Origin of the sequence: Anaerostipes caccae L1-92, assembly GCF_014467075.1 — a bacterium.
Classification (GTDB): Bacteria; Bacillota; Clostridia; order Lachnospirales; family Lachnospiraceae; genus Anaerostipes; species Anaerostipes caccae.
In genome coordinates, this window is the sequence record NZ_AP023027.1 from 2,681,583 (window position 1) to 2,703,012 (window position 21,430).

Here is a 21,430-nt window from a genome sequence, read left to right on the forward strand (position 1 = left end):
TATCCATCCTTTAACTGTTTTTATTGCTTTCGTGATACTTATGATACTATAACAAATTTAAAATATTTTTTCAATCTGTGTATAAAAAAAATTACAGGGGACATACTCTTAATGTCTAATCAACAGATTAGATTACTTATCCTCCCCTTGACGTGCAGGAGGCCTTGTGTTACAGGGCCTTCTGCATGTTTTTTTATTTTATCAGTTTCCTTCATTTCCCGCAACGCCTGTAAAGTCTCCAAAACACATTGACATATATCTATATTTGTCATATAGTAAATATAGATAAGCATCTATGGGAGGTATCTGAATTGGAGATTAATGAAAAGAAGGTTTCCGCCGTCTTTAAAGCTTTTTGTGATGAAAACCGCATCAAAATTCTAAAACTTTTAGTTACTGGTGAAAAATGTGCCTGTGAGCTCAATGAAAAAATTAATGTTTCGCAGCCTACCATGTCCCATCACATGAAAATTTTGTGTGATTCCGGAGTTGTATCGGGCCGCAGGGAAGGCAAATGGACCTACTATTCCATTTCATCTGAAGGAATGTCCCTTGCCATTCGGACTTTGCATGAACTGACCGGCGAAAAAATATCGTAAAAATTTAATTGTAGTCTGGGCAATCCACAAAAGTGCCTGTAAGATTTTTATATACAATACATCGAAACATTTCTATTTATCTATATAACAGAAAGGACGTTAATAACATGGAAACAATAAAATCAATGTGGGATTTCTTTCAGAACGAAATACTGGGAATGAATTGGCTGAACAAAATCATAAAAAATCTTTTAGAATCCCTTGGACTCGATACCTCATCCAGGGTCGGAAACAGTATGTTGTTCTTTCTATATGACACCGTAAAAATCATGGTGCTGCTGGGAATTTTGGTCCTCCTGATCTCTTACATCCAAAGTTACTTTCCGCCGGAAAGAACTAAACGAATTCTTGAAGGTTTACACGGTATCAGGGCAAACATCATTGCTGCTCTGCTGGGCACCGTGACTCCGTTTTGTTCCTGTTCTTCTATTCCGATTTTTATCGGTTTTACAAATGCGGGACTGCCTCTTGGAGTTACCTTCTCTTTTCTGATATCCTCCCCTATGGTAGATCTCGGATCACTTGTGCTTTTAACGAGTATCTTTGGCGGAAAAGTAGCTCTCGTCTATGTCCTTCTGGGACTTGTCATTGCAGTGGCAGGCGGCACCGTGATTGAAAAGCTGCATTTAGAGCATCAGATCCGGGATTTTAACAAATCTGATCATGTCCCGGATGTGCCGCAGGAATCTCTGTGTTTTAAAGACAGAGTCAAATATGCATGGGAGACAGCAAAAATTACAGTAAAAGGGGTCACTCCATATATTTTGGCGGGTGTCGCCATAGGTGCGGTGATTCATAACTGGATTCCTGAAACCTTGATTATAAAAATTCTCGGAAAAGGGAATCCTTTGGGCATTCTGATCGCTGTGCCCGCCGGGATTCCTATGTATGCGGATATCTTCGGCACCATTCCCGTTGCAGAGGCACTGCTCTCGAAAGGCGCCCAGTTAGGTGTTGTCCTGTCCTTTATGATGGCGGTTACGACTCTCTCCCTGCCATCTGTAATCATGCTGAAAAAAGCAGTCAAACCAAAGCTTCTCTTGATTTTTGCAGTCATCTGTACCCTTGGTATTATTTTTGTAGGATACTTTTTCAATGCATTCCAGTATCTGTTTCTATAGAGAAGAATGTCACGCTCTGTCCAAAATAACCCCTTGTATCTTCTTTCTCTTCCCATTAGAATAGAAGAAACAAATCTATTGTGCGGGAGGTTATCTTTTGAATTTTAATAACACACCAGTAAAAAGAATCCGGTTAGAACATGCATTTAATATCAGGGATCTGGGCGGCCTGGAAACCGCGGATGGCTCCGTCATCCGCTGGAACCGCCTGTACCGTGGTGACTGTCTTGCGTTCCTCTCCCCAGACGAATGGAAAAAGCTTGAGGACTTTGGAATTGTCTCTATTATAGATCTTCGGAGCAAATCCGAGACGCTCCTCATGAAAGATCAGGTTCCGGAGACAATGCAGTATTATCACTGTCCCCTTCAAAAAGAAGAAATTGACTTTGAAAATGCAGCAGAATCTGCTTCCAAAGCCTTCACGAAAAGTCTGGCAGACGGCTATCAGAAAATGCTGTATGACAGTCCTGAGCTGATTGCCGGCGCAGTAAAAACCGTCGTTCAGTGTCTTAACAAAGGCGGGGTTCTGTTCCACTGTACCGCCGGGAAAGATCGGACCGGTGTTCTTTCTGCCGTACTCTTGACACTTCTTGGTGCTGACAGAGAAGACATCGTTGCAGAATATCAGGTTTCCTTTACATACAATCAGCGCGGCGTTAACAAAGCAGCCATGGAACTTCCTGACTATCAGTCCATGCTTCCGATGCTCGGCTCAGATGCCGCCCATATGGAACAGCTGCTTCACTTGTTTGAAGAACTTCACCTTACGTCCTATCTTACAGAACATGGGCTGCCCGATTCTGAAATTACAAACCTGAAAGATCTTGTCTTGGAAAGGAAAGGCTCATGAAACAAAAAACAAAACGTATCCTGTCCATCCTTGTGATCCTGTCCATTTTTCTCGTCATAGGCCTCACTCTGTTTTGTGCATTTACCGGAAATGGAGCATTCTATGGTATGCTGGCGCTGATGTTCTTCTATCCGCTGCTCCTGTGGGTGCTTATCTTTCTATACAAAAAAAACAAAGACTGAAACAGAAGGTGCGTTCCATCCTCGGAATGCACCTTCTGTTTTTAAAATCCTACGACTTGTCTTGTTCTCGGAATACTCGGTTCCTCCCCGATCATCCCATAAGTTCTGAGCGTCGCGATCTTTTCCATATCGTCTTCCCCGATCTCAAAATCAAAGACATCTGCATTTCCGCTGATACGCTCCATACTGGATGCTTTCGGCAGCGGGATCACTCCTTTTTGCATGATCCATCGGATACAAATCTGCGCCACGGTACGGTCATATTTTGCGGCCATTTCTTTTAACAGTTCTCTCTTAAATGCCTGTCCCTGGATCAGCGGACTCCACGCCTCCGGCACGATCTGGTTTTCTTTGCAGTAAGCAGCCATCTCTTCCTGCGGATGCTGCGGGTGAAGCTGCACCTGATTGACCATCGGCATAATCTTTGCATGGTTCTTTAATATTTCCAGATGTTCGATCATAAAATTGCTGACACCGATGGCTCTGATCTTACCCGCCCCATAAAGCTCCTCAAAAGCCCTCCATGTGTCAAGAATATCCTGCTCATAGTCATCCTTATGCTCGATCACAACCGGCCAGTGGATCAAATAGAGGTCAAGATAGTCAAGACCTAAGTGTTCCAGTGTTTTATCAAACGATTTTTTCGCCTTTTCATATCCATGATCTGCATTGGGGAGTTTGCTTGTAATAAACAACTCTTCCCTGGGCACTCCGCTCTCACGGATTCCTTTCCCCACACCTGCCTCATTGGCATATGCGGCTGCACCGTCTATGTGCCGGTATCCGGCCTGAATCGCCATTTTCACGCTCTCACAGACCACATCGTCGGGAGACTTCCATGTCCCAAACCCAATACACGGTATCTTTACTCCGTTTCTCAGCATATATCCATCCTGTAAACTGTCCATGCCTCATTCCTCCCTCAGGCTGTCCAAATATTTCTTAATATTTTTCTCATATCCATTCTCTGTCGGTTCATAAAACACGGTCCCCAGTAGTTCATCCGGAAGATACTGCTGTTTGACATAATGTCCCGGAAAATTGTGGGCATACTGATATCCGATTCCCCGGCCCAGTTTGGAAGCCCCTTTGTAGCTGGCATCCCTCAGGTGGTTTGGAACCATCCCGTTTTTTCTCTTTCTGACAGCTTCCAATGCCTGGTTCACAGCCATATAAGCCGCATTGCTCTTGGGTGCTCCCGCCACATAGGTCACCGCCTGGGCAAGAATGATCCTGGCTTCCGGAAGTCCGATCCTCTCCACAGCCTGGGATGCCGCGACTGCGACCTGCAGAGCCTGGGGATCTGCGTTTCCTACATCTTCCGAAGCGCAGATCATGATTCTCCGTGAAATAAAGGTAACGCTCTCTCCGGCATCAATCATTCTGGCCAGATAATAAACTGCCGCATCGGGGTCAGATCCCCTCATACTCTTAATAAATGCCGAGATAATATCGTAGTGGTTGTCCCCGCCTTTGTCATACCTCATGACCCGCTTCTGGATACACTCCTGAGCCACATTGATATCAATAACAATCTCTCCGTTTTCTCCCGGTTCTGTGGTAAGAATCCCAAGCTCGACGGCATTCAGCGCACTTCTTGCATCTCCCTCGGCCATATCTGCCAGGAAATCAAGGGCCTCATCGGTAATCTTGGCGCGGTAAATCCCCATGCCCTTCTCGTCATCGGTCACAGCTCTGACTAAAAGTTTTTTAATGTCCTCTGGTTCCAGTGACTTAAGTTCAAAGACATTGGACCTTGAAATCAGCGCCTGATTCACCTCGAAATACGGATTTTCCGTAGTGGCGCCGATCAAAATGATCGTCCCGTCCTCCACAAAAGGAAGCAAAAAATCCTGCTGGGCTTTGTTAAACCTGTGGATCTCATCAATGAACAGGATTGTTTTTTTCTGGAACATCCCCAGTGCTTCCTTTGCCTCCTTCACGGCCTCCTGCATTTCTTTTTTGCCGGAAGTGGTAGCATTCATCTGCACGAAGTTTGCCTGGGTCGTCTGGGCAATGACTCTGGCTAAGGTCGTTTTTCCGGTACCCGGAGGTCCGTAAAATATGATGGAACTGAGCTTGTCCGCCTGAATCGCCCGGTAGAGCAGCTTGTCCTTCCCTATAATATGCTCCTGTCCCACGACTTCATCGAGGGTTTTGGGCCGCATTCTGCCGGCCAGCGGAGCTTCTTTCCTGCTGTTTTTCTGTCTTGCATAATCAAATAAATCCATAGCTCCTCCTTTTTGGTAATCTTAACATAGAGACCGATGAAAATCCACGCAAATTTAAGACTTTTTTTAGAAATAAGTCATGATTTTATATGCACGATTTGATATAATGTCACTAGTATATTGATAAGAAACAATAAACCAAAACTGCGTATTGGAGTTATTATGGGTAAAATATTAGTAGAAAAGCTTTCTTACACCGAAGTCAACAAAAATATCAGTCAGACAGAATACGAAAAGATACAGGAGGAATATCTGCTGTCCAGGTCTCCTGAAAAATACATGATAAGCATGCCCGTAAGAGTTTTGATGTTTGAGGGGCTTGAGAGAGAACCGAATATCCGTTACTATATTTATGAAGAAGACCACACAAACTTTTTCTTCATTCAGAATCAGACCAGCGGACATGTGGTCCATAAGACAAAGTTTTCCCTGACACAGGAAGAAGTAGAGAAAATTCTCAGCGGAGATTATCAATTCCTGCTGGACAGTGAAGAGCCGGCGATGAATTCTTTGTATTTCCAGTTCACCATCAACAAGCTCCATCCTACTTATAAAAAGGAGTGTACCAGGAAGATCTTTCACCAGAATCGTTTTTTAGATATCGTGATTGATATTTCTATAAAAAGGACACCGTTTGAGGGCTCTGACTTTTTTACTCCGCAAAAGTTATACGCTCAGAAAAAGTCTTCGCTCAGGTGTCATACAAGACAGTATCTGACACTTTCAAAACCGGTATCCTCCCTGCTGAAGTTCAATGAACAGCTCCTACATAATCAGACGGGAAATGTCAACGCCGGCCGCTGACCCATAAAAGTGCTGCCTTCTTTGGCATACCGTATCTTAAATACAAAAGCAATTCACCCCTGAATTGCTTTTGTATTTTTTTTAATCTTCTCGTATTTTCCACGGGTCGCCATGCCGCCCCGTATGTGCCGCTCCGATTTGTTGAGATCCAGTACCTCTCTGGCCCTTCTGGCCAGGGACTGATTGATCTTTTCCAATCGTTCCGTCACATCTTTATGTACGGTAGATTTAGAGATTCCGAACACTTTGGCAGTTTGTCTGACTGTGGCTTTTTTATCTACGATATAATTGCCGACTTCTACCGCGCGTTCTTCAATGTACTCTTTCATAAAAATCCCCTGCATTCTCTGTTTTTACAGTGTATGCAGGGGAATATCCGTTTAGACTTCCTATAATTCTTGATATATAGATTCTGCGTCCAGCACGTGAAACGGTCTTGTCTGATGGTCTCCTCTGGCACCCGCAGTCACCAGTATATACCTCTTTCCGCGTATATTGACCCAGCTTGCCAGGCAGAGTCCTGCTTCTTTTGTATATCCGGTCTTTCCGCCGAGAAAACTTCCGTTCGTTGGCTTCAGCTGGTCTTTATAATCTGTCAGAGTACTTTGCAGAAGAAGTCCTTCCGGATGCTTTTGTGTTGGTTCTGTCCGATACTGCATTGTCTCAAACACTTTTCTAAACCGGGGATTTTTCAGAGCATACCGGAGAAGGATCTCCAAATCCTCTGCTGTTGAAACGTGCTTCGGATCATGCAGGCCGGTTGAATTAACAAAGTTTGTGTGCTTCATTCCAATTTCCCTTGCCTTCTGATTCATCAGCAGGGCAAACTTTTCTTCACTTCCTGCCAGATAATTTGCCAGCCTGAGACAGCACTCCGCTCCTGACGGCAGCATTGCTCCATAATAAAGATCTTTTATCTTTACTCTCTCCCCCGGCAGAAATCCTGCAACGGAGGCATGGCTTTGGGCCAGCGACTGAAAAATATCCTGGTTCATCAGGATTTCCTTTTCATCATTAGAAACAGATTCTACAGCCAGCAGAACTGTCATGATCTTTGTTAAAGATGCAGGATATATTTTCTTATTTCCCTGCTTATTCATTAGGATCCTGCCGGATTTTTGTTCTGCCAAAACCGCAGCATCGCTGTAAATCTTTTGATCTGAGACCTGCCTTAAGTCTGATACCTCCTTGAAAACGTCATCTCCAAATGGGATGTCTTTAGGAAACCACTCTCCGCCTTTTGCCCACAATCCTATGGCAAAAATGATGATCAGCAAGCATATTCTTTTTCTTTTCATTCTAGTCCCTCCTGTTTTATCCTTTCAGTTTTTTCTAATTTTCAGTATAAAGATAAAAAAAAGAACCGTAACAAAAAAACCTTGTGTTGAGCATCATCCTGCCCCAAATAAAAAAGGGACAAACGTTCAGGCCAAACGGCCGACGTTTGTCTCCGTTTCTTACGATGTGCTGCTTAAAAGTAGATCAGCTTTTCTTTTGGCTGTGTTCCCTGTTCTATGCGCAGCGCCTTTAGAACAGGGCCCCTCTCTCCTCCGTACGCTTTATGGTTTTCCATACTGATTTTCGCCGTCAGCACGGCCCAGGAACCATCCTGTATTTTCTTCATTGTAGAGGACTTGACATGATGCATTTGACAGATGAAACCGATAAATGTTATGTCGTCCTCACAGCATGTCATAGCAGACCTGCCCGGCAGGATCAGCCCGGCAGGGATTCCATGAGGCCTTCTGACAAATACATTGGAAAGCTCCACCACTTTGCCCATATAAACATTGGGCCGCTCCAAAACGTCAATGTACCAGATTCCAAAATCATCCTCATTGACCCTGATGATCTCTGCCTCCGGATCGTACGGGAGCATCTCATTGAGTTCAAATTCTTTTCCGTCCGCCCGTTCAAATCCTACCTGCGCCCTCCGGCTGACTGCCTTAATACTCCTTCTATAGGAGGACGCATTGGTCTCATCGGTACAGCGGTTGAAAATGACCATATCCGCCATCTTGAACATCTCCACCATCAGAGACCGCATATTTTTTAAATACAGATCCGCAGTAGACGCATCCACCGTGACAATGATCTGATACAATTCCAGGTCTGTCTCATCGATCACATCCATGACATCCTCGATCTGATACATTCCATTATATTCGATCATAATACGGTCCGGATGGTAATTTTTCTCACAGTTTTCTACAAAGGCTGGGGTAAAATCTTCTATGTCATCTATCTGTAGAACAAAGGAATTACTTTCCTCCAGGAACTCTTTTTCATATTCTTCCTCCCCTTCTTCGAATGAAAGAATCATCGTCCGCTCACCGTCCGCAAAATATTCCTGGTTCAAAGTGTCTTTTATAAAAGAAGTTTTGCCGCTCTCTAAAAATCCCCATATCAGGTAAACCGGCATTTCCATAGTTTTTTACCTCCCTATTTAAGCCCAAAAAGGGCCTGGATTTTTTCCGTGTTGAGATCTGATCCGATGACACAGATTCTGCCGGTATAATCCGCTTCTCCCTGACGGATCTCGTACTCACCCGGCACCATGTCAAAATGCAGCCATGTATGATCCGGCCCTTCCACGATGCCTTTCGCTCTCAGAATCATGCCGAAATCATCTGACTCTGCCAGCTTCTTCAGGATCTGTTCCAGCATTTCTTTCTCATATTTGTGAGGTGTTTCCTCCCCCCAGCTTGTAAACACTTCATCCGCATGATGATGGCCGTGTTCGTGGTGATGTTCCTCTCCATGATGGTGATGATGCTCTCCATGTTCATGATGGTGTCCGCACTCCGGACAGATTTCTTCTTCCTCAAACAGCTGCTTTTCCAGCTGGTTTCCCTCTTCCATCACAGAAAGGATTTTCTCTCCGTCCAGCTGCTCCCACGGCGTCGTGATCACGGCTGCCTTATGGTTATGTTCTCTGATCAGGCTGACTGCCTGTCCGAGCTTATCTTCCTTTACCTGACCGGTCCTGCTCAATATGACAGTTCCTGCGTATTCGATCTGATTATTGTAAAATTCCCCGAAGTTTTTCATATACATCCTGCACTTCTTTGCATCTGCCACAGTGACAAAGCTGTTCAGTGAGAGATCACAGTTTTCTGCTTCCTTCTGCACTGCTTTGATCACATCGGACAGTTTTCCCACACCGGACGGCTCAATGATGATGCGGTCCGGGGAGTACTGTGAAACTACTTCTCTGAGCGCCGTTCCAAAGTCTCCTACCAGAGAGCAGCAGATACATCCGGAATTCATCTCCGTCACCTGGATCCCGGCCTCTTTTAAAAATCCGCCGTCGATGCCGATTTCGCCGAATTCATTTTCGATCAGGACAACCTTTTCCTGTCCCAGAGCCTCTTTTAAAAGCTTTTTAATAAGCGTTGTCTTCCCTGCTCCTAAAAATCCTGAAATGATATCTATTTTTGTCATAATTCTTACTTCCTTTCTTTGGATGATTGCATCCTGCGGCCGGGTCACATATAATTCTACTTATACCACAGTATTTTTTATTGTACTACTTTTTTAAAATATTTCAAATATCCCGAATGCACGGTCTTTGTCCTGAACGTAATCAATCCTTAAAACTTCACGTTCTGTCCCAGGTATCACAGGATATTTTTAAGACATTCTTGTTTTCTTCTCTTATAGTAGTTCCTGTATAGGAAACAAAAGAGATCAGGCAATCAGAAAGGAGTTTTATGTTAGAAATCATTCTCTGCGATGATGATCCTTTTATTTTAAAGATCATCAGAGAACAGGTAGAACACATTTTATCAGAGTCCATCCCCGAAGGCCGGATTGCATGTGTTGCCTCCGGCTATCAGGAACTGTTTCTTTATTTAAAGAAACATCCCGGTGAATATCTTTTTTTTCTGGATCTGGATTTTGGAAGCAATGAATTTAATGGAATTGATATAGCAAAACAGATCAAAAAAAGTTTTCCCGGCTCAAAGATCGTATTTGTGACGAACCACTATGAACTGGCACTCAATGTACTGAAATCCGGAGTGGAGCCTTTTGGCTTTATCGAAAAGACCACAGACATTATGAAAATGAACCAGTGCTGCTATCAGTATATCTATCTGGCCAAAAAAAGCTTTCCCTCTAAGGAATCTGAAGAGGATACAGAAACTGTCACTTTAAAAATCGGCACCGATGAGGAACTGTCACTTCCAAAAGCCGATATCCTGTATGTGGAGGCAGTCAAGACAAAGTCCCACTGTATCTGCTATCATACAGTGAACGGTTCTTCCATTACAGTCCGAGAAACAATCGACCATGCACTTGAGACTTTAGGCGCAGGCTTTATGAAGAGCCACCGCTCCGTCATTGTCCAGAAGTGCCATATGATCGGACTCTCCGATGGAATGATCAAGTTTATCAATGGGGATACGGTCCCCTGTTCCTTCCGGCAGAGAAATGAAATAAAAGGAGTCATATATGGAAAGCAAAGCTAAAAAAATCCTGTGGCTGCTTTATCCCGCAGTCATGGGGCTGATATGGTACACGCAGCTTCCGAGAATACTGTTAATGACTGGTACTACGGCTATGCAGTATTTCGTGATCAGCCTTGTTTCTGTTCTGTCTATCGCCATTTTAAATCTGCTGCGCTTCCGGCTCCCCGATTTTCTGCTGTTATTTACTGTCATTTTCATGGTCGTGTCGAAACCGGACTTTGTTGAAGGATTTTCAGATTTCCTGATCTTCTTTCTGATTTTTGGTATCGGCTACTACAGAAAAGAGCTTCAGAAAGGCAAAGTTTTGTTTTCATGGATCACATTTATCCTGTATGTGGCAAACCGTGTGTTTCTTCGGAATATTTATGACTCTTTCAAAGGTTTTTATTTCCGCTATGCAAACGGGCTTGAGACTGAATATCTGGTCAAAGCAGGGATCTTTATTCTTCTGTCCGCTGCTGTGGTTTTGCTGGATACCCTTTTGATCTTGCTGATCAGAAAAATTTTTGGAAGATATCTGGTTAAAATTTCAGTGCTGGAGAAGTCTTATCCGAAGATCGCCCGGAATTTTATTCTATGTACCGTTTGTTTATTTGTGCTGGCTCTGGTTTTTCAATATCAGCTCTCCATGTTTATGACACTTTTTTATACGGCGGATTATTCTGAATTTTATCACCAGATCATGAATTGTATGGATACGATAACAGTCTGTGTCCTGCTGATCCAGATCATCATCCTGGCAACTCTTCTTATGTTTTCCAAGTATCGTTTTACCATCGACGCAAAACGGCGCTATGAGGAAAACCTCCTTTTGTACAGCAATGATCTGGAGAAAAACCTGACAGAGATCAGAAATTTAAAGCATGATATGAAAAATATCCTTTTTACTCTGGGCCATCTGATTGAGAACAGCCATGATGAACCTCTGAAAGAATATTTTAAGCAAACCGTCAATCCTTATTTTCAGGATGAGCTTAAGAAAAATGATTTATATGCCCAGCTGCAGCAGGCGGACGATGAACAGCTCCGAGCTTTTCTATATTATAAAATCTCTGCCGGCTTTCGGGAGCACTTAGATATCCGCCTGTCGTTCGACGGTGTTTTTAAAGAAAGCCTGATCACAGACAGCATTGATTTTCTGGACTTTATCCGCATTTTAGGGATTTTTCTCGACAATGCCATGGAGGAAGCCGCACTTACCATGGACAAACAAATCGATATCCGGTTCGTTTCAAATAAAGATATGTATGAGGCTGTTATCTCAAACTCTGTCCGTAGGGAGAAGGAGGTAGTGCCCGGCTTGTCAGATAAAGGACTGGGCCGGGGCAATGGGCTGATGATCGTCCATAAGATACTGGAAACCTATCCTAATATTATTTTAAACTCCTATACAAACAACGGAAAATTCATTCAGCACCTTGAAATTACCAGATCTGAATGATTCCGTTTTGCCTGATCTCCACACATAGCAAAGGAGATCACTATGAACAAAGAAAAACAAACAAGAACAAACAAATATTTCAAACGATTTTTCTGGGCAGTATTTTTATTTTATCTGCTGATTTTGATCAAGATCGTTCTGTTAAAAGATACGGACCTCTCTGCTGTTCCAAAATTTTTGACCGGTGAGAAAAAGGGATTCCGCTCATTCAATCTGATTCCTTTTCAGACCTTTCTTAATTTTTCCCGTATTGCAGGGAGCGGGAATTTTTTGTGGAGCATATCAAATCTTTTGGGAAACAGCCTGATTTTCCTCCCTTTTGGTTATCTTCTTGCTCTGTTGAAAAGCCCGAAGATTTCTAAACGAAAGATTCTGTTCCTGTCGGCACTTTTAAGTCTCTTCTTTGAGACCAGCCAATATGTTTTTTATCTTGGTTCTGCCGACATTGACGACCTGCTTCTGAATGTACTCGGCGCTGCCGCGGGAATTCTCTGTTTTCATATTCTGTCGGCTCTGTGCAGGAAAGATCTGCACCGGATCTATCTTATCAGCCTGATCCTTGGACTCCTTTCATTTGCCGGAGCGGGTGCCATCGCCTATGTGGAATTCGGGAGCCGCCTGGGTCTCGTGCATTATAAAAGTTCAGTCATAGGCGGGGAGGACATACCAAAAAAAGAGCCTGATTATACTGGTTACTTTATGTCCGGAAGTGACAGAAAGCTCCGGTGCACCAGCGACACAGATGAGGCATTCGGCGATCCTTCTGTCATAAATATCACCCCTGAGACAAAAGTCTTCCATTTGAGTTTTGAAAAGGAGAAGACCAGTTTTCATCAGATTAATACTGTCTATAAACGATACAGCTTATCCCAGCTGAAATCTGTAAAAAAACATTCCAAAGTTTCTGCCTGGTTTGTTAAAAATGGCAGGAATGCGGATATCATCGTTCTGTCTGACCCTGTCAATACAGACAGTGAAAGCGTCAAGGCAGACGGCGCTTCTGTGGAAAAGAAAGAACTGAACGGCACTGTCATAAGTATAGGAAAAGAAACCTTTGTGATCAGCAAGATCAACACATACGATGACAAGAAAAACGGCGGACAGATTGCCGAAAGCACTGGTATTCATATCACAGTAAAATATAAAAAAGATCTGAAGGTTACTGTCTGTGATGCCTATAATCAGGGAACAAAAACCAGCTACCGGAAAGGCAGCTTAAAGGATCTGAAAAAGGACCGCAGCGTTCTTTTGAAAGGAACCGTCAAAGATAAAATCTTTTACGCGGAATCTGTTACTGTTTACATTTTCCACAAATAGCGTTTCCCCGCTTCATGCGTCAGCTGACTTTCGTTGACACATTGTATGGAATTTGGTACAATTTATTTACAATTAAAAGATCGTGGCCTGGGCGTCTCTGACAGCATTCTTTTACATAGAATGTTGTTAGAGAACGCTCAGGTATTTTATATTCAGAGGGGGACTGCCTATGAGAACTGTTGGTCAAAGCATAAAAAGGGTGGATGCTTACGAGAAGGTATCCGGAAGAGCCAAATTTACCGATGATCTGATCCCGAAGCATTGTCTCACTGCGAAAGTGCTGCATGCTCCCATTGCCAGCGGTATTGTCGCTTCTATAGACACAAGTGAGGCGGAGGCCCTCGAAGGGGTAGTAAAAGTCGTCACCTTCCGTGACGTCCCAAAACATACATATCCCACTCCCGGCCATCCCTGGTCCGTAGAGCCGTCTCACCAGGATACGGCGGACCGCCGTCTGCTGACCGGTAGAATCCGTTATTACGGCGACGATGTTGCCGCCGTGATCGCCGAAGATGAAGTCACCGCTTCCAGGGCTTTAAAACTGATCCGGACAGAGTACGAAGAATATGCCCCGGTGCTTCATCCCCGGGATGCCATGAAGGGAACCATTCCGCCGGTTCACGAAGAACATCCGGACAATATTCTTGCAAAGAGCAGCTACGAGATCGGACATGTGGACGATGCACTCTCGCAGGCAGATGCCGTACTCAGCGAAAGTTTCCGCACCCCTATCGTCCAGCACTGCCACATTGAGCCGCCGATTTCCTATGCCTACATGGAAAAAGACAGGATCGTTGTCGTATGTTCCACCCAGATCCCCCATATCGTGAGGAGAGTCATCGGGCAGGCCTTGGGCATCCCATGGGGAAAAGTCCGTGTCATAAAGCCATATATCGGCGGAGGCTTCGGCAACAAACAGGAGGTTCTCTATGAACCTCTCAATGCATTTCTGACTGCCTCTGTCGGCGGCCGTCCGGTGAAACTGGAGCTTTCCAGAGAGGAAACGTTTACAAACACCAGGACCCGCCATTCCATTGAATATGACCTGACGGCAGGCGTAACAAAAGACGGTAAAATTCTCGCCAAAGATATGAAAGCCTATTCCAACCAGGGGGCCTACGCCTCACACGGCCATGCCATCGCAGCCAACGGCGCTACCGCATGGCGCCATTTATATGATGTAAAAAATATCCGGGCCGATGCTTATACCGTCTATACAAATGCACCGGTAGGCGGAGCCATGAGGGGCTATGGTATCCCCCAGTTCTGCTTCGTATCCGAATGTCTGATGGATGATCTGGCCTGTAAAATTTCCATGGACCCGTTAAAGTTCCGGGAGCTCAACCTATATGACGGATATTTTGAAGATCCTGTTTTAACTCCTCTCGCCGCAAACACCAACGGCGTCAGAGAGTGTATGAGGCGCGGAGCAGACTACATACACTGGGAGGAAAAACGCAGCTTATACCAAAACCAGTCCGGGAATATCCGGCGCGGTGTGGGCATGGCTTTGTTCAGCTATAAGACCGGTGTATGGCCCATTTCCCTGGAAATATCCGGAGCCAGGCTTATCCTCAATCAGGACGGGAGTGTCCAGCTCCAGACCGGCGCCGCAGAAATCGGGCAGGGTTCCGACACTGTATTTACACAGATGGCGGCGGAGGTCCTGGGTCTTTCCCCTGATGACGTCCACATTCAGTCCTTTCAGGATACGGACATTACCCCTTTTGACACGGGAGCTTACGCTTCCAGACAAACTTATATCAGCGGCACCGCCGTCAAAGAATGTGCCGAACTCCTGAAAGAAAAAATTCTTACCTATGCCAGGACTCTGGTTGCTGAAGAATACAGGGATCAGGAGCTTTCTCTGTATGATAAACAGATCCTCTGCGGTCGGAAGCCGGTCCTGTCCCTTGAAGAACTGGCTTTTCACAGCTATTACAGCAGGACTTCTTCTGCCGCCATCACGTCGGATGTATCCCGGCAGATCAAGAAAAACACCCTTGCGTTCGGAGCTTGTTTTGCGGAAATTGAAGTAGATTTAAAACTAGCTAAGATTAAGATACTCGATATCATCAATGTCCATGACAGCGGAAAGATCATCAATCCACAGCTGGCCTCCATGCAGGTCCACGGCGGCATGTCCATGGGCATAGGCTATGGTCTGAGTGAGCAGATGCTCCTGGATGAAAAGACCGGACGCGTACTGAACGGCAGCCTGTTAGACTACAAGCTTCCCACTATGATGGACTCCCCGGATCTCCATTTAGACTTTGTGGAACTTGAAGATCCAACGGGCCCGTTCGGAAACAAGGCTCTTGGCGAGCCTCCCGCAATCCCTCCTGCTCCGGCCATCCGCAATGCTTTTCTTCACGCAACCGGGATTCCGGTCAATGAAATCCCTCTTTCACCTCAGAGGGTATTTGAGGCATTAAAAAAAGCTGATTTGATATAAGGGGGAAATATATGTATGATATAGAAGATTATTATGAAGCAGACACCGTGGCAGATGCCTGTGATCTCTTACAAAAACATCCCGGCGCCATACTCATCTGCGGCGGCAGCGATGTGCTGATCCGCATCCGGGAAGGGAAACTGGCAGGCTCCAGCCTGATCAGTATACGGGGTATCAGAGATCTGCATGGAGTTTCCATGGAAAAGGACGGAACAATTTCCATAGGAGCTGCTGTCACCTTTCATCATTTGACAGAGGACCCGGTGATCCGTCAATATATCCCGGTGCTTTCAGAGGCGGCAGATCAGGTAGGCGGTCCCCAGATCCGCAATATCGGCACCATCGGCGGAAATCTCTGCAACGGAGCCGTCAGCGCAGACAGTGCACCTGCCTGTTTTTGTCTGGATGCCCGGCTGAAGATTTCCGGTCCCGGCGGAGAGCGGATCGTCCCCATAAAAGATTTTTATCTGGGACCGGGCCGGGTAGATTTAAGAGACGGAGAAATACTGACCCGGATCTTCATCGACAAGAAAAATTACGAAGGTTATACCGGGCACTATATTAAATATGCCATGAGGAATGCCATGGATATTGCAGCGCTGAGCTGCTGCGTCCTGTGCAGGACCGATCTGTCTGCCCGGACACTGAACGATGTGAAAATAGCGTTTGGCGTTGCGGCTCCCACACCTTTCCGGTGCGTGGAGACAGAATCAAAATTAAAGGGGATTGCTGTTGATGACCGTCTTTACGACAAGATCGAGGAATCCGTCCGCACCGAAATCAATCCGAGAGATTCCTGGCGTGCATCCCGCAGTTTCCGCATCCAGATCGGAGGCGAGATCGCCAGACGGGCACTGCAAAAAGCCGTAAAACTCCAGGAGGTGAGGTAGTATGGAACAGCAGAAAAAACTTATAACCTGTACGGTCAACGGTCATGAAGTGGCTGAATATGTAGATGTGAGAGAATCCCTTTTAGAAATGCTCAGAAACCGCCTTGGCCTGACTTCCGTAAAAAAGGGCTGTGAGGTGGGTGAATGCGGTGCCTGTACGGTCATTGTGGATGGAGAGACCATCGATTCCTGTATTTATCTGGCCGTGTGGGCCCAGGGAAAACAGATCCGCACTCTGGAAGGCCTCATGGGACCGAATGGAGAACTCACAAGAATCCAGGAGGCATTTATCGAAGAAGGCGCCATTCAGTGCGGCTTCTGCACCCCGGGTTTTATTATGTCCGCCACAGTCCTTCTGGAACGAGGTGAAAAAACCCTGACTCGGGATATGATCCGGAAACATATGGCAGGAAACCTCTGCCGGTGTACGGGCTATGAAAATATCGTAAATGCGGTGCAGAAGGTACACAAGGAAAACCAATCCCTGTAAATTATCATGACATTTTCACCAGTTCTGCGGCTTGCTGTCTCCGGAAGGTAAGATTTTCTAACTTTCATCAAAGTTTCTCCGGCGGCCCGTTCGGAACTCGCTGACGCTCAAACAGCCTCACTGCGCTTCGCGCACCACCTCCGAACCTTTGCTGAAAGAAGAAAAACTAACCTTCCTTCGAATGCAATGCCTCCGAACTGGTGAAAATGGACATAGTTTCTTCTGAAGAAGGCTAATGAATAAAGAAATCTTGCATTGAATAGCCCCTTTTATTCAAAAATACCCTTCCAGCAGACATTACGTCCATTTTCTACATGATTGGAGTGAGCCATTCTAAGAGCCGAACGGAAATCATGTGGAGAATGTCTTGAATTACTGATTACCGAAATGTTTTAAATGGTCTCGGAGTCTTAAATATTCCGGTAGCACTGCCCACCAGCTCGTCTCCCACATACGCTTTTCCCATGAAATTCATGATCGTTTTTCCAGTGGACACAGCTTCGGCTTTTACTGTCACTGTAGATCCAATGGGTACTCCCTTCAGAAAGGAAGTGGAGAGCTGGACCGTAGGTGCGATATCATAATCGCCCAGTCCGCTTGTCAGCGTGCCGAAGGTGATGTCGAACATCCCAACCAAAGATCCTCCAAACATAATATTAAACCCGTTTCGATGGAAATCCCCGACCTCATATTCCATCGTGACACGTTTTTCATCATAATTGTAATCCACAATCTTTCCTCTCAATTCATTGAAAATACTGTGGTCGCTCACATGGCGGATGGCCTCCACTCTGCGTCTCATATTTTTCTCAAAACTCTCACGGTTTCCCATAAAATTCACTTCCCTTCTTTTTACTTTCTGATAATTTTAACACAGATCCTTGCTTTTGTATAATAATTCTGTTTTATGTAAATGCTACCTGTAACAGATGTATTTGAAAGGAGTTTCATTATGGATAACCAGAATTTATTAAACGAGATGTATCAAAATCTTCAGATGGTGTTAAATACCATGCCGGAGCTAACACAGGCCACCACAGACTGTGATCTGAAAGGTTGTTTGGAACAGCAGGAACAGCAGTTCCAGGACTTTTTCTCAAGAGTCAAACAGGCTATGACAAAGGATATGCAGCAGCCGGAAGAAATCGGAGAAATCCAGAAAAAATATGCGGAATGGATGACTAAGATGAAGGCCATCGCAGATAAATCCACAAGCCATTTAGCGGAAATGTCCATCCAGGGATATACCATGGGAATGATCCAGCTGATCCAGAGCTCCCACAAAAATTGTGACGCTTCCAAGGACAATTTGTCGATGTCAACTGATCTTGTAAAACTCTACGAAGAAAGTATCGATAGTTTAAAAAAGTATTTGTAAAAAAACAATGATTGTGGTATGATAATTACTGTTATTAGTGAATGTATAGATCACGTCCGGGTAGATGTTACATTGCTATGTATCCTCTGGACCGTGATCTTTTTATTTTACTGATAATGAAAGTAATGTTAATTTTTTATTTTTAATGGAGGTACCCAAATGAACACTGGTACAGTAAAATGGTTTAACTCAGAAAAAGGTTACGGATTTATTTCTCAGGAAGGCGGAGACGATGTATTCGTACACTTCTCAGCAATCTCTGGTGATGGATTCAAGACTTTAGAAGAAGGACAGCAGGTTAGCTTTGAAATCGCAGAAGGACCTCGCGGAAAACAGGCTGAGAACGTATCCAAATTAGCTTAATCTTTTTCTTTTTGAATTAAATAGATTTTGCAAGAATCCCACAGACGGTGTGCACCACTGTCTGCGGGATTTTTTATTTTATATAAAATTGTGCGGACTTTCCTCCTTATCCTGTCAGGAACAAACCACTTCTATTCCTTGCTTTTCCAGGGCCTCCTTTGCATGGTCCGGTATCTGTGCATCGGTGATCAGACGGTGAAACTCCTCCGCTTTTGCATAGGAACAGATGGTACGCTTTCCGATTTTTGAACTGTCGCAGATCAGATATTTCCGCTCTGCGATCCCCATCATTCCTTTCTTGATCTCTGCCTGTTCCAAATTTGGAGTAGTGGCACCTTTGGCCAGGGACAGGGCATTGGCAGACATAAAAGCCTTATCTGCAGACAGATTTTCCAAAAATTTAAGTCCCATACTGCCCACCGTACATTCAAAATAGTTTCTCACATGACCGCCTAAAAATATAAGATAAATCCCCTGATGTCTCTGAAGTTCCAAAGCGATTTGAAGGTCATTGGTCACCACCGTAAGATTATTTGCATCCTTTAAGAGCTTGGCAAGTTCCAGTGTCGTCGTCCCGCTGTCCAGAAGGATCATGTCGCCGTCTTCGATCATTGCTCTGGCAGCCTTTGCAATCTTCTGCTTCTCTTCCATCCGTTTATCTTTTCTCGCGGAGATGGACTCCTCCATGTCCAGGACATCCTCATTCAGCATGGCTCCTCCGTGTGTCCGGACGAGTTTTCCAGCCTTTTCAAGCTCTGTGAGATAAGTACGGATCGTTGTCCCGCTGACCTGAAACATTTCGGTGAGCTCCCCGATGCTTGTCCTCTTATTCTGCCTTAAAAGCTCCATGATCTTTTCTTTTCTTTCTTCTGCAAACATGCGATCCCTCCGTGCTCTCTGTGTACTTTATGTTTAGATAAATTATAGCACAGAGGCCTCAAAAGGAAAAGCCGCGGGAACTACCGCCCCCGCAGCTTTGCTTCTGCTATTTTGTCAAAATATGATACAGTTCATCTGCGTCTCTGCCGTCTACAATCTTTCTTACTGCCTCCTCCTCATTCAGAGTAAGTGCGACATTTGAAAGAATGGACAGGTGTTCCTGGTCGGCTCCTGCGATCCCGATCACCAGCCTCACTGTCTCGTCATTCCAGACGATTCCATCCGGTACGATTAATGCAGCGATACCCGATGCTTTAATTTCCTTCTTGGCTTCAAGAACACCGTGCGGGATAGCGATTCCATTGCCCAGATTGGTCGGATTTTCTTTTTCCCTCAAAAGCATGCCCTTCTCATAGCTTTCTGTGACATATCCGTCCTTTAAAAGCATCTGCGCAATCATATGAATTGCATCTTCTTTTGTTTTTGGCTGATCTGTGACTTTGATATTTTCCTTTTTCAGTACCGGAAGAGGATTTTTTGCCTCTGTCAGTTTTTTTACGATCTCATCGTACTTTGGACTGGAAAGAAAGTTATCCACGGAGATATGTACCGCCTCCGGGCGCTCTCTCATAGCCCGCTCCGTCAGTGATTCATGGGTAACAACCACATCCACATCTGCCGGAAGATTGGGGATTGCCACGTTTTTCACCTCAATATCGAGGCCTGCCTGTTTTGCCTTATCTTTGAGTATAGATGCTCCCATGGCACTGGAACCCATTCCGGCGTCACATGCCACATATACTTTTTTGATGACTTTCCCTGTGAAATCAATGACTTCCTGCGCTCCGATACGGCCTCCGCCGCCTGTGCCTTCTGCCTTCATAGAGTCTTTCTTTGCCACTGCCTTCTGGAGTGCTTCTTCATCAGAATCACGGCAGAGCCTCAGGATGAATGCGCCGACCCCAAATGATACGGCAGTGGATACGAGCATTCCGGCAATGATCGGAAGATAGTCAGATTTCGGCGCCACTGCCAGCACGGAAAAGTAACTTCCCGGTGAAGCGGTTGCCACCAATCCGCAGTTAAACATCTGGAAAATAAAGTTTCCTGACACCGCACCGCAGATAGATGCAAGGATCATCTGAGGCTTCATGAGGATATATGGAAAATAAGGTTCATGGATTCCACCGAATGCATGGATGATTGCTACACCAGGCGCCGTCTTTTTCGCTGTTCCTGTACCAAAGAATGTATAGGCCAGCAAAACGCCCACTCCTGGACCCGGATTCGGCTCCAGGATAAATAAGATTGATTTTCCTGCCTCTGCCGCCTGGGTGATTCCCAGAGGTCCAAGAATTCCGTGGTTAATCGCATTGTTAAGAAACAGAACCTTCGCAGGCTCAATAAAAATACTCGCAAAAGGTGTAAGGCCGTGATCGATGATGACATTAACTCCGGCAGACATCACATGGTTTAATACCTGTACAAACGGTCCGATCGCAAAAAATGCTGCCAGCACTAAGAAGATTCCAAGAATCCCGCAGGAAAAATTGTTGACGATCATTTCAAATCCCGGTTTTACCCTGCCTTCAAACAAACGGTCCACCTGTTTCATACAGAGAGCTGCCAAAGGTCCCATAATCATGGCTCCCATAAACATCGGAATATCAGATCCTACGATAACTCCCATGGTAGCTGCCGCACCGATGACACCGCCGCGGTCGCCGTAAAAGTTCTTTCCTCCCGTATAACCGATCAAAGTAGGAAGCAGATACTTTAACATCGGATCGATCAGTACGGCAATCTTTTCATTTGGAAACCAGCCTGTCTTTAAAAACATTGCCGTAATCAGTCCCCAAGTGATAAACGCCCCGATATTCGGCATTACCATGCCGCTTAAAACTCCTCCGAACTTCTGGATCCTGGCACGGAATCCTGTCGCTTCATTTCCCATAATT

General features: G+C 45.1%; 22 protein-coding genes. 13 read left to right on the forward strand and 9 right to left on the reverse strand.

Annotation, left to right across the window (positions count from 1 at the left end; translation table 11 throughout):
* The first annotated feature begins 311 nt into the window (after positions 1–311).
* The 4 genes from ANCC_RS13050 to ANCC_RS13065 all read left to right on the forward strand — a co-directional run bounded on the left by ANCC_RS13050 (position 312) and on the right by ANCC_RS13065 (position 2,752).
* Entirely contained in the window at positions 312–599 is a 288-nt protein-coding gene (locus ANCC_RS13050; protein ID WP_022261238.1) for an ArsR/SmtB family transcription factor, read from the forward strand.
* A gap of 107 nt (positions 600–706) precedes the next feature.
* Positions 707–1,720 (forward strand): permease, encoded by a 1,014-nt coding sequence (locus ANCC_RS13055; protein WP_006565595.1) that lies wholly within the window; start codon positions 707–709, stop codon positions 1,718–1,720.
* A gap of 97 nt (positions 1,721–1,817) precedes the next feature.
* Positions 1,818–2,570, forward strand: a complete 753-nt coding sequence (locus ANCC_RS13060) for a tyrosine-protein phosphatase (RefSeq protein ID WP_006565596.1) — start codon at positions 1,818–1,820, stop codon at positions 2,568–2,570.
* On the forward strand, positions 2,567–2,752 hold the full coding sequence (locus tag ANCC_RS13065; RefSeq protein ID WP_006565597.1) for a hypothetical protein: 186 nt from the start codon (positions 2,567–2,569) through the stop codon (positions 2,750–2,752). Before ANCC_RS13060 ends, ANCC_RS13065 begins: the two co-directional genes overlap by 4 nt.
* A gap of 41 nt (positions 2,753–2,793) precedes the next feature.
* On the opposite strand, the gene ANCC_RS13070 is transcribed toward ANCC_RS13065, so the two are convergent.
* Both ANCC_RS13070 and ANCC_RS13075 read right to left on the reverse strand, forming a co-directional pair.
* Positions 2,794–3,660 (reverse strand): aldo/keto reductase, encoded by an 867-nt coding sequence (locus tag ANCC_RS13070; protein ID WP_006565598.1) that lies wholly within the window; start codon positions 3,658–3,660, stop codon positions 2,794–2,796.
* Between the two features lie 3 nt (positions 3,661–3,663).
* Positions 3,664–4,983, reverse strand: a complete 1,320-nt coding sequence (locus ANCC_RS13075) for a replication-associated recombination protein A (protein ID WP_006565599.1) — start codon at positions 4,981–4,983, stop codon at positions 3,664–3,666.
* 162 nt (positions 4,984–5,145) lie between these two features.
* Between ANCC_RS13075 and ANCC_RS13080 the strand changes: the two genes are divergently transcribed.
* Entirely contained in the window at positions 5,146–5,787 is a 642-nt protein-coding gene (locus ANCC_RS13080; RefSeq protein WP_006565600.1) for a hypothetical protein, read from the forward strand.
* Positions 5,788–5,840: 53 nt separating this feature from the next.
* Here ANCC_RS13080 and spoIIID read toward each other — a convergent pair whose 3' ends face one another.
* The 4 genes from spoIIID to ANCC_RS13100 all read right to left on the reverse strand — a co-directional run bounded on the left by spoIIID (position 5,841) and on the right by ANCC_RS13100 (position 9,231).
* Positions 5,841–6,116, reverse strand: a complete 276-nt coding sequence (gene spoIIID / locus ANCC_RS13085; RefSeq protein WP_022261237.1) for a sporulation transcriptional regulator SpoIIID — start codon at positions 6,114–6,116, stop codon at positions 5,841–5,843.
* 60 nt (positions 6,117–6,176) lie between these two features.
* Positions 6,177–7,085, reverse strand: a complete 909-nt coding sequence (locus tag ANCC_RS13090) for a D-alanyl-D-alanine carboxypeptidase family protein (RefSeq protein WP_006565602.1) — start codon at positions 7,083–7,085, stop codon at positions 6,177–6,179.
* Positions 7,086–7,258: 173 nt separating this feature from the next.
* Positions 7,259–8,215, reverse strand: a complete 957-nt coding sequence (locus ANCC_RS13095; protein ID WP_006565603.1) for a TIGR03943 family putative permease subunit — start codon at positions 8,213–8,215, stop codon at positions 7,259–7,261.
* 14 nt (positions 8,216–8,229) lie between these two features.
* On the reverse strand, positions 8,230–9,231 hold the full coding sequence (locus ANCC_RS13100) for a CobW family GTP-binding protein (protein ID WP_039946125.1): 1,002 nt from the start codon (positions 9,229–9,231) through the stop codon (positions 8,230–8,232).
* Between the two features lie 269 nt (positions 9,232–9,500).
* Between ANCC_RS13100 and ANCC_RS13105 the strand changes: the two genes are divergently transcribed.
* The 6 genes from ANCC_RS13105 to xdhC all read left to right on the forward strand — a co-directional run bounded on the left by ANCC_RS13105 (position 9,501) and on the right by xdhC (position 16,852).
* Positions 9,501–10,259, forward strand: coding sequence for a LytR/AlgR family response regulator transcription factor (locus tag ANCC_RS13105; protein WP_006565606.1), 759 nt, complete (start codon positions 9,501–9,503; stop codon positions 10,257–10,259).
* A complete protein-coding gene (locus ANCC_RS13110; protein WP_006565607.1) occupies positions 10,243–11,700 on the forward strand; it encodes a GHKL domain-containing protein in 1,458 nt (485 codons plus the stop codon). Before ANCC_RS13105 ends, ANCC_RS13110 begins: the two co-directional genes overlap by 17 nt.
* A 42-nt stretch (positions 11,701–11,742) precedes the next feature.
* Positions 11,743–13,017 (forward strand): VanZ family protein, encoded by a 1,275-nt coding sequence (locus tag ANCC_RS13115; protein ID WP_006565608.1) that lies wholly within the window; start codon positions 11,743–11,745, stop codon positions 13,015–13,017.
* Between the two features lie 169 nt (positions 13,018–13,186).
* The gene (gene xdhA / locus ANCC_RS13120) at positions 13,187–15,472 is read left to right on the forward strand and encodes a xanthine dehydrogenase subunit XdhA (protein ID WP_006565609.1); all 2,286 of its coding nucleotides are present in this window, start codon (positions 13,187–13,189) and stop codon (positions 15,470–15,472) included.
* An 11-nt stretch (positions 15,473–15,483) separates the two neighbouring features.
* Positions 15,484–16,362, forward strand: a complete 879-nt coding sequence (gene xdhB / locus ANCC_RS13125; protein WP_006565610.1) for a xanthine dehydrogenase subunit XdhB — start codon at positions 15,484–15,486, stop codon at positions 16,360–16,362.
* Between the two features lies 1 nt (position 16,363).
* Positions 16,364–16,852 (forward strand): xanthine dehydrogenase subunit XdhC, encoded by a 489-nt coding sequence (gene xdhC / locus ANCC_RS13130; RefSeq protein WP_006565611.1) that lies wholly within the window; start codon positions 16,364–16,366, stop codon positions 16,850–16,852.
* A gap of 379 nt (positions 16,853–17,231) precedes the next feature.
* Here the strand turns inward: xdhC and ANCC_RS13135 are convergent, their stop codons facing one another.
* Positions 17,232–17,684 carry a PaaI family thioesterase gene (locus ANCC_RS13135; protein WP_006565612.1) on the reverse strand — a complete coding sequence of 151 codons (453 nt, stop codon included), beginning with the start codon at positions 17,682–17,684 and terminating at the stop codon, positions 17,232–17,234.
* Between the two features lie 120 nt (positions 17,685–17,804).
* Between ANCC_RS13135 and ANCC_RS13140 the strand changes: the two genes are divergently transcribed.
* Together ANCC_RS13140 and ANCC_RS13145 are read left to right on the forward strand one after the other, a co-directional pair.
* On the forward strand, positions 17,805–18,230 hold the full coding sequence (locus tag ANCC_RS13140; protein WP_156340221.1) for an RNA helicase: 426 nt from the start codon (positions 17,805–17,807) through the stop codon (positions 18,228–18,230).
* A 159-nt stretch (positions 18,231–18,389) separates the two neighbouring features.
* The gene (locus ANCC_RS13145; protein ID WP_006565614.1) at positions 18,390–18,593 is read left to right on the forward strand and encodes a cold-shock protein; all 204 of its coding nucleotides are present in this window, start codon (positions 18,390–18,392) and stop codon (positions 18,591–18,593) included.
* A 114-nt stretch (positions 18,594–18,707) separates the two neighbouring features.
* On the opposite strand, the gene ANCC_RS13150 is transcribed toward ANCC_RS13145, so the two are convergent.
* Both ANCC_RS13150 and ANCC_RS13155 read right to left on the reverse strand, forming a co-directional pair.
* The gene (locus ANCC_RS13150) at positions 18,708–19,472 is read right to left on the reverse strand and encodes a DeoR/GlpR family DNA-binding transcription regulator (protein WP_006565615.1); all 765 of its coding nucleotides are present in this window, start codon (positions 19,470–19,472) and stop codon (positions 18,708–18,710) included.
* A gap of 106 nt (positions 19,473–19,578) precedes the next feature.
* Complete coding sequence (locus ANCC_RS13155) at positions 19,579–21,426, reverse strand: PTS mannitol transporter subunit IICBA (RefSeq protein ID WP_006565616.1); 1,848 nt, start codon at positions 21,424–21,426, stop codon at positions 19,579–19,581.
* Between the last annotated feature and the right edge of the window lie 4 nt (positions 21,427–21,430).

Bases quoted from the DNA above. Each gene is read 5' to 3' on its own strand.
- ANCC_RS13100 (WP_039946125.1), bottom strand. From the start codon at position 9,231: ATGACAAAAATAGATATCATTTCAGGATTTTTAGGAGCAGGGAAGACA.
- ANCC_RS13080 (WP_006565600.1), top strand. From the start codon at position 5,146: ATGGGTAAAATATTAGTAGAAAAGCTTTCTTACACCGAAGTCAACAAA.
- ANCC_RS13090 (WP_006565602.1), bottom strand. From the start codon at position 7,085: ATGAAAAGAAAAAGAATATGCTTGCTGATCATCATTTTTGCCATAGGA.
- xdhC (WP_006565611.1), top strand. From the start codon at position 16,364: ATGGAACAGCAGAAAAAACTTATAACCTGTACGGTCAACGGTCATGAA.
- xdhB (WP_006565610.1), top strand. From the start codon at position 15,484: ATGTATGATATAGAAGATTATTATGAAGCAGACACCGTGGCAGATGCC.
- ANCC_RS13075 (WP_006565599.1), bottom strand. From the start codon at position 4,983: ATGGATTTATTTGATTATGCAAGACAGAAAAACAGCAGGAAAGAAGCT.
- ANCC_RS13055 (WP_006565595.1), top strand. From the start codon at position 707: ATGGAAACAATAAAATCAATGTGGGATTTCTTTCAGAACGAAATACTG.
- ANCC_RS13115 (WP_006565608.1), top strand. From the start codon at position 11,743: ATGAACAAAGAAAAACAAACAAGAACAAACAAATATTTCAAACGATTT.
- ANCC_RS13150 (WP_006565615.1), bottom strand. From the start codon at position 19,472: ATGTTTGCAGAAGAAAGAAAAGAAAAGATCATGGAGCTTTTAAGGCAG.
- ANCC_RS13065 (WP_006565597.1), top strand. From the start codon at position 2,567: ATGAAACAAAAAACAAAACGTATCCTGTCCATCCTTGTGATCCTGTCC.
- ANCC_RS13135 (WP_006565612.1), bottom strand. From the start codon at position 17,684: ATGGGAAACCGTGAGAGTTTTGAGAAAAATATGAGACGCAGAGTGGAG.
- xdhA (WP_006565609.1), top strand. From the start codon at position 13,187: ATGAGAACTGTTGGTCAAAGCATAAAAAGGGTGGATGCTTACGAGAAG.
- ANCC_RS13155 (WP_006565616.1), bottom strand. From the start codon at position 21,426: ATGGGAAATGAAGCGACAGGATTCCGTGCCAGGATCCAGAAGTTCGGA.
- ANCC_RS13105 (WP_006565606.1), top strand. From the start codon at position 9,501: ATGTTAGAAATCATTCTCTGCGATGATGATCCTTTTATTTTAAAGATC.
- spoIIID (WP_022261237.1), bottom strand. From the start codon at position 6,116: ATGAAAGAGTACATTGAAGAACGCGCGGTAGAAGTCGGCAATTATATC.
- ANCC_RS13140 (WP_156340221.1), top strand. From the start codon at position 17,805: ATGGATAACCAGAATTTATTAAACGAGATGTATCAAAATCTTCAGATG.
- ANCC_RS13110 (WP_006565607.1), top strand. From the start codon at position 10,243: ATGGAAAGCAAAGCTAAAAAAATCCTGTGGCTGCTTTATCCCGCAGTC.
- ANCC_RS13070 (WP_006565598.1), bottom strand. From the start codon at position 3,660: ATGGACAGTTTACAGGATGGATATATGCTGAGAAACGGAGTAAAGATA.
- ANCC_RS13095 (WP_006565603.1), bottom strand. From the start codon at position 8,215: ATGGAAATGCCGGTTTACCTGATATGGGGATTTTTAGAGAGCGGCAAA.
- ANCC_RS13145 (WP_006565614.1), top strand. From the start codon at position 18,390: ATGAACACTGGTACAGTAAAATGGTTTAACTCAGAAAAAGGTTACGGA.